We start from the raw sequence: 6,333 nt of genomic DNA, 5'->3' as shown, positions 1-6,333 counted from the left end.
GCCACTTTTTTGGTTAACGTTAAACCATGGTTACAAATTCTTAGCGAATTTTAATTGGCATTTGGACGAATTGTTTACCATGGTGGGAAACGCGCTGGCCCTAAGGCTGACAACCGTTAAGGCCCTTAGCGAGATTTAATATTTTTTTGAATTTTCCCTTAAATAATGATATATTACTAGACGTAACTTGGGCTAGCTCGTTCTTTATAGCGACTTTTAACCAACTTACAAGCCAAATTATTGTTATAAGGAAAGAGGTGGAATATGAATGGGCGGTGATGCTTTAACTTTTAAGCTTTTCGGACTCACGTTCAACACAACGAACATTGTTTCTGGACTGATTATCTACGCAATCGTGTTCTTCACTCTTTACGGGATGTCACGAAAGATCAAGATGAAACCAACCGGTGCACAGAATGTTTTTGAGTGGTTAGTTGATTTCACGAATGGAATTGTGCGGAGTCAGATGCCGACAGCCGAGCAGGGACGCTATAGCTTCTTTGCCTTCGTGCTGTTCGTCTTCATCTTCTTCGCCAACCAGTTTGGGTTGATCTTCCAATTCCATTGGAACGGGGCAGAAGTGCTTAGAAGTCCAACGGCGGATCCTGTCGTTACGCTGACCTTCTCACTGATGGTAATGGCTTTAGCACACTTTGCTGGTGTTGCCCACAACGGTCTTGGGGGTTACCTCAAGAACTATACCAAGCCATTTACCCTGATGCTGCCAGTCAACATCATTGAAGAGTTTGCGAACTTCTTGACGCTGGGTCTCCGTATCTTTGGTAACATTTTTGCTGGTGAACTGTTAATGAGTTTGATTGCCAATATGGCCTTCTCACACGGTGCCTTAACAATCATTCCGGGATTGCTTCTGGAATTGGCATGGCAAGGCTTCTCCGTATTTATCGGTTCAATCCAGGCTTATGTCTTTGTAACATTAACGACGGTTTATATTTCTCGGAAGGTTTCCGAATAATAATCTCTAAGGAGGAATTTTAAAATGGCATTAGGAGCAATTGCTGCAGGACTCGCGGCTATGGGTGCCGCTATCGGTGGTGGTATTGGTGATGGTATCTTAATCGGACACACTGTCGACAGTATCGCACGTCAACCAGAATTACAAAGTAGATTACAAGCAACGATGTTCATTGGTGTTGGTTTGATTGAAGCCATGCCTATTATCGCCATCGTTATTGGCTTCCTTGTTATGAACAAGTAATTATTGAATTACGATTTGATTTTTTACGACAAGGAGGTGTCAATAGATGTTTGTGAACAGTGTGTTAGCTGAATCGAACAGTTTATACATTGGGGACCTTGTCTTCTACATCGTCACCTTCATTATCCTGATGCTTCTGGTCAAGCACTTCGCATGGGGACCAGTCACCGACATGATGAAGAAGCGGGCAGACAAGATTGCCAGCGATATCGACAACGCGGCGCGGTCACGGGAACATGCCGAAAAGATGGCTGCCAAGCGTCAGGCGGAACTGCAAAATTCACGTCAGGAAGCTGCAGACATTGTAAGCAATGCCAAGAAGTCGGCTGAAACACAACGAGCACAAATTGTTGAGGCAGCACAAAACGATGCTCAAGCCCTCAAACAACAGGCACAACAGGATGCGGATCAAGCACGTCGCGATGCGCTGAACGGTGCCAAGGATGACGTTGCAAACTTATCTATTGAGATTGCTTCCAAACTCATCCAAAAGGAATTAAAGGCAGACGATCAAAAGGAATTGATCGACTCCTACATCGAAGGGTTGGTAAATCATGAGTCTTGATAAGAAGAGGGTTGCTGGACGCTATGCCCGGGCACTGTTCGAATTGGTCGATGAAGACAATGAACTCGATCAAACTTATCAAGAATTGATTGCTTTGCGCCAAGTCTTTGAGGACAATGAGAGCTTGGAATCCGCACTGGCGGGTGTCCAACTGTCACTCGATGAAAAGAAAGCATTAGTTCAGGATCTGCAAAAGGGGGCTTCCCAACCTGTTGTGAACCTGATTCAAATGCTTTTTGATTACGGCCGCATGGATTGCATGGTCGCAATTATTGATGAGTTTGAACGGCGGTATGACGCTAAAAACAAGCGGATGCATGCTGACGTTGTCACAACGATCCAACTCGATAAACAACAACGGGATCAACTGAAGGCCAACCTTGCCAAGCGTTTTGGCGCCACGGAGGTTGTCTTAAATGAACAGGTTGATCCAGAAATTTTAGGTGGGGTTATTGTCCATGCTAATCACAAGACCATGGACGGTAGTCTCAGCTCAAAGATTAAGCAAATTCGTCGTTTACTAGTTAGATAAAATAGATCTTTTGTTAAAGAGGTGAGACCTTTATGAGCATTAAAACTGAGGAAATCAGTTCACTCATCAAGAAACAGCTTGCCAACTACCAAGACCAGGTTTCGGTTGAAGAAACTGGGACGGTTACCTATGTTGGTGATGGTGTTGCTCGTGCCGATGGCTTGGAAAACGCCATGGCTGGTGAGTTGCTCGAATTTAGCAACGGTGTTTACGGAATGGCCCAAAACCTCGAAAGTAACGATGTTGGTATCGTTATTTTAGGGGACTTCACGGGAATCCGTGAAGGTGACACCGTTAAACGGACGGGTCGAATCATGGAAGTACCCGTCGGTGATGCATTATTAGGGCGGGTTGTTGATCCATTAGGCCGGCCAATCGATGGCCTGGGCGAGATCAAGACTGACAAGACACGTCCAATCGAACGGAAGGCTCCAGGGGTTATGGAGCGGAAGAGTGTTAGTGAACCACTGCAAACCGGGATCAAGGTTATTGATGCCCTGGTTCCAATTGGTCGTGGTCAGCGTGAGTTGATCATTGGTGACCGGAAGACCGGTAAGACCGCCATTGCATTGGACACGATCATCAACCAAAAGGACAAGGATGTTATCTGCATCTACGTCGCCATTGGTCAAAAGGAATCAACGGTTCGTGCCAACGTGGAAACCTTACGCAAGTTTGGTGCCATGGACTACACAATCGTTGTTTCTGCTAGTGCTTCTAACCCAGCCCCAATGCTCTACATCGCGCCATATGCTGGTGCCGCAATGGGGGAAGAGTTCATGTTCGGTGGTAAGGACGTTCTGATCGTCTACGATGACCTGTCCAAGCAGGCCGACGCCTACCGTGAACTTTCCCTGATTTTGCGTCGTCCTCCTGGCCGTGAAGCTTACCCTGGTGATATTTTCTACACCCACTCACGGCTGCTGGAACGGGCTGCCCGTCTGTCTGACGACCTTGGTGGTGGCTCAATGACCGCCCTGCCAATCATTCAGACCCAAGCCGGGGACGTTTCCGCATACATTCCAACCAACGTTATTTCTATCACCGACGGCCAGATCTTCCTGGACGCTGATGAGTTCTACGCTGGTCAGCGGCCAGCCATTGATGCCGGGACCTCGGTTTCTCGGGTCGGTGGTGACGCCCAGATCAAGGCCATGAAGAAGGTTGCCGGTACCCTGCGTCTGGATATCGCTTCCTACAACGAATTGGCATCATTTGCCCAGTTCGGTTCAGACCTGGATGATGCGACCCAGGCCAAGTTGGCGCGTGGTCAGCGGACGATGGAGGTCTTAAAGCAGGGCCTGCACCAACCGCAATCCGCAGCACAACAAGTCGTAACGTTGTTCGCCCTCTCCCGTGGTTTCATCGATAAGATTCCGTTGGATGATGTTCAACGCTACGAGAGTGAGCTGGCTGCTTACATGCACGCTAACCACCAAGACCTTTATGACGACATCACGAAGACTGGTAAGCTGCCGGAAGGCGATAGCTTACAGAACGCGGTTGCTGACTTCTCCAAGTCATTCCAGACGAGTGACAGCCAGAAGAAGGCCGCTGCTAACAAGTAGTTAATGATAGTTAGTCGAAAGGACGGTGAGATTTAGTGCCAGCTTCACTTGCTGCAGTTAAACATAAAATTGAATCTACGAAGAGTACTCGGCAAATCACGTCTGCGATGCAGATGGTTTCAACTGCTAAACTGAACCAAATTCAACACCATACCCAAACCTACGAAGTGTATGCTGAGAAGGTTAGACAAATGTTGGCTGATCTGGTTAAATCTCACAGCGCAACATCTGCTGCTTCACAAGATGATGTTTACGCTGCACTATTCAAAAAGCGTCCGGTTAAGAAGACCGGGATCCTGGTGATCACCTCAGACCGGGGCCTTGTTGGTAGTTACAACAGTAACATCATCAAGGAAACCATGAGTCTGATGGCCAAGCACAACCTGACCAAGGATAATACCGTCTTCTTGACGATCGGAAAGACCGGAACGGAATTCTTCAAGAAGCGGGACATGAACATCGTGTACCAGTATTCTGGGGTTAGCGATGTGCCATTGTTCCGTGAGGTACTGCCAATCGTCCGGACCGCGGTCCAGATGTACAATGACGGTGTCTTTGACGAACTGTACACGGTCCACAGTCACTATGTGAACCGGGTTACGTCGCACGTGATGGTTCACGATGCATTGCCAATTACCGAGAAGTCCCTGCTGAGTGAGAACGAGCTTGCCCAATTAGCGACTAATGATCAGCAGGATAAGCCGGCAAACGGTGATGTGATGACCGCACACGTTTCGGCTGAATATGAATTTGAACCGTCAGATACGGCAATTGTTTCTGCACTGGTTGAGCAGTACGCAGAGAGTGCCTTGTATGGAGCAATCCTGGATGCCAAGACATCTGAACACTCCTCAAGTGCCAACGCCATGCGTTCTGCCACCGACAATGCTGATGATATTGTTTCAACATTGCAATTGCAGTATAACCGAGCACGGCAAGCAGCCATTACCACCGAGATTACTGAAATCACCGGTGGGATGACCGCACAAGAATAATTTCAAACGTAGGAGGAAACAACATGAGTACTGGTAAAGTTCTCCAAGTTATCGGACCAGTTGTCGATGTTGAGTTCCCCTTAGACGAAAAGCTTCCTGAAATTAATGATGCCCTGAAGATTAAGGAAAGTGATGACAAGGTTCTGACGACCGAGATTGCCCTGGAATTGGGTGACGGGGTTGTTCGGACGATTGCCATGGACGGAACCGATGGTCTTCAACGGGGAATGGAAGTTGAAAACACTGGTGCCGCAATTAGTGTGCCAGTTGGTGACGATACTCTTGGTCGGGTATTTAACGTCTTAGGTGAACCAGTTGATAACGGACCGAAGTTTGGTCCAGATGCTAAGCGGATGCCAATTCACCGTGATGCACCTAAGTATGACGAATTGAACAACAACACGGAAATTCTGGAAACCGGGATCAAGGTCATTGACCTCTTGGCTCCATATGTCCGTGGTGGTAAGATTGGTCTCTTCGGTGGTGCCGGTGTTGGTAAGACCGTTTTGATTCAGGAATTGATTCACAACATTGCCCAAGGGCACAATGGTATTTCTGTCTTCACTGGGGTCGGTGAACGGACCCGTGAAGGTAACGATATGTACTACGAAATGAAGGCATCTGGGGTTCTGGAAAAGACGGCCATGGTCTATGGTCAGATGAACGAACCACCTGGCGCCCGTATGCGGGTTGCCCTGACTGGTCTGACGATTGCGGAATACTTCCGTGATGTCAAGGGTCAAGATGTGCTGCTCTTCATCGATAACATTTTCCGGTTCACCCAGGCCGGTTCAGAAGTTTCTGCCCTGTTGGGGCGGATTCCTTCTGCCGTTGGTTACCAACCAACCCTGGCAACTGAAATGGGTCAGTTGCAGGAACGGATCACTTCTACCAAGAAGGGTTCCATCACGTCGATTCAAGCCGTTTATGTTCCTGCCGATGACTACACTGACCCGGCGCCAGCCACTACTTTCGCCCACTTGGATGCCACTACCAACCTGGAACGTCGGCTGACGCAAATCGGTATTTACCCAGCCGTTGACCCACTGGCCTCAACCTCAACTGCCTTGACGCCAGAAATCGTTGGTAAGGAACACTACGAAGTCGCAACGCAGGTTCAACACGTTCTGCAACGGTACCACGAACTGCAAGACATCATCTCTATCCTGGGGATGGATGAATTGTCTGATGAAGAAAAGACGATTGTTGCTCGTGCCCGGCGGATCCAGAACTTCCTGTCCCAAAGCTTCAGTGTTGCTTCACAGTTTACCGGTCAACCTGGTAAGTATGTTCCATTGAAGGACACCATCAAGGGCTTCAAGGAAATCCTGGAAGGTAAGTACGACGACCTGCCGGAAGAAGCATTCCGTTTGGTTGGACCAATCGAAGATGTTGTGGAAAAGGCAAAGAAATTACAGGCGGATTCTGACGAGAACAGCAAAGATTAGGAGGGG

At 48.2% G+C, this 6,333-nt stretch carries 7 protein-coding genes; all 7 read left to right on the top strand.

What is annotated here, in order from left to right:
• Positions 1 to 268: 268 nt before the first annotated feature.
• The 7 genes from atpB to atpD are packed head-to-tail and all read left to right on the top strand — an operon-like array spanning position 269 to position 6,327.
• Positions 269 to 976, top strand: a complete 708-nt coding sequence (gene atpB / locus FD34_RS04410) for a F0F1 ATP synthase subunit A (RefSeq protein WP_057807145.1) — start codon at positions 269 to 271, stop codon at positions 974 to 976.
• 24 nt (positions 977 to 1,000) lie between these two features.
• The gene (atpE, locus tag FD34_RS04405; RefSeq protein WP_003666561.1) at positions 1,001 to 1,219 is read left to right on the top strand and encodes a F0F1 ATP synthase subunit C; all 219 of its coding nucleotides are present in this window, start codon (positions 1,001 to 1,003) and stop codon (positions 1,217 to 1,219) included.
• A 46-nt stretch (positions 1,220 to 1,265) separates the two neighbouring features.
• Positions 1,266 to 1,784 carry a F0F1 ATP synthase subunit B gene (gene atpF, locus FD34_RS04400; RefSeq protein WP_057807143.1) on the top strand — a complete coding sequence of 173 codons (519 nt, stop codon included), beginning with the start codon at positions 1,266 to 1,268 and terminating at the stop codon, positions 1,782 to 1,784.
• Positions 1,774 to 2,316 (top strand): ATP synthase F1 subunit delta, encoded by a 543-nt coding sequence (gene atpH / locus FD34_RS04395; RefSeq protein ID WP_057807142.1) that lies wholly within the window; start codon positions 1,774 to 1,776, stop codon positions 2,314 to 2,316. Before atpF ends, atpH begins: the two co-directional genes overlap by 11 nt.
• A 32-nt stretch (positions 2,317 to 2,348) precedes the next feature.
• Positions 2,349 to 3,884 carry a F0F1 ATP synthase subunit alpha gene (gene atpA / locus FD34_RS04390; RefSeq protein WP_057807140.1) on the top strand — a complete coding sequence of 512 codons (1,536 nt, stop codon included), beginning with the start codon at positions 2,349 to 2,351 and terminating at the stop codon, positions 3,882 to 3,884.
• 35 nt (positions 3,885 to 3,919) lie between these two features.
• Complete coding sequence (locus FD34_RS04385; RefSeq protein WP_057807138.1) at positions 3,920 to 4,879, top strand: F0F1 ATP synthase subunit gamma; 960 nt, start codon at positions 3,920 to 3,922, stop codon at positions 4,877 to 4,879.
• 23 nt (positions 4,880 to 4,902) lie between these two features.
• The gene (gene atpD / locus FD34_RS04380; protein ID WP_057807136.1) at positions 4,903 to 6,327 is read left to right on the top strand and encodes a F0F1 ATP synthase subunit beta; all 1,425 of its coding nucleotides are present in this window, start codon (positions 4,903 to 4,905) and stop codon (positions 6,325 to 6,327) included.
• Positions 6,328 to 6,333: the final 6 nt, after the last annotated feature.

The sequence above is a fragment of the Limosilactobacillus pontis DSM 8475 genome, from assembly GCF_001435345.1.
In the GTDB taxonomy this organism is placed as follows: domain Bacteria; phylum Bacillota; class Bacilli; order Lactobacillales; family Lactobacillaceae; genus Limosilactobacillus; species Limosilactobacillus pontis.
The sequence above is the reverse complement of the archived record's forward strand: the minus strand, read 5'-3'. Positions and strand labels throughout refer to the sequence as shown.

What these genes read in the sequence shown, in the direction of transcription:
- atpF (WP_057807143.1), top strand. Translation starts at nt 1,266, where the DNA reads ATGTTTGTGAACAGTGTGTTAGCTGAATCGAACAGTTTATACATTGGG.
- atpB (WP_057807145.1), top strand. Translation starts at nt 269, where the DNA reads ATGGGCGGTGATGCTTTAACTTTTAAGCTTTTCGGACTCACGTTCAAC.
- atpA (WP_057807140.1), top strand. Translation starts at nt 2,349, where the DNA reads ATGAGCATTAAAACTGAGGAAATCAGTTCACTCATCAAGAAACAGCTT.
- atpH (WP_057807142.1), top strand. Translation starts at nt 1,774, where the DNA reads ATGAGTCTTGATAAGAAGAGGGTTGCTGGACGCTATGCCCGGGCACTG.
- atpD (WP_057807136.1), top strand. Translation starts at nt 4,903, where the DNA reads ATGAGTACTGGTAAAGTTCTCCAAGTTATCGGACCAGTTGTCGATGTT.
- atpE (WP_003666561.1), top strand. Translation starts at nt 1,001, where the DNA reads ATGGCATTAGGAGCAATTGCTGCAGGACTCGCGGCTATGGGTGCCGCT.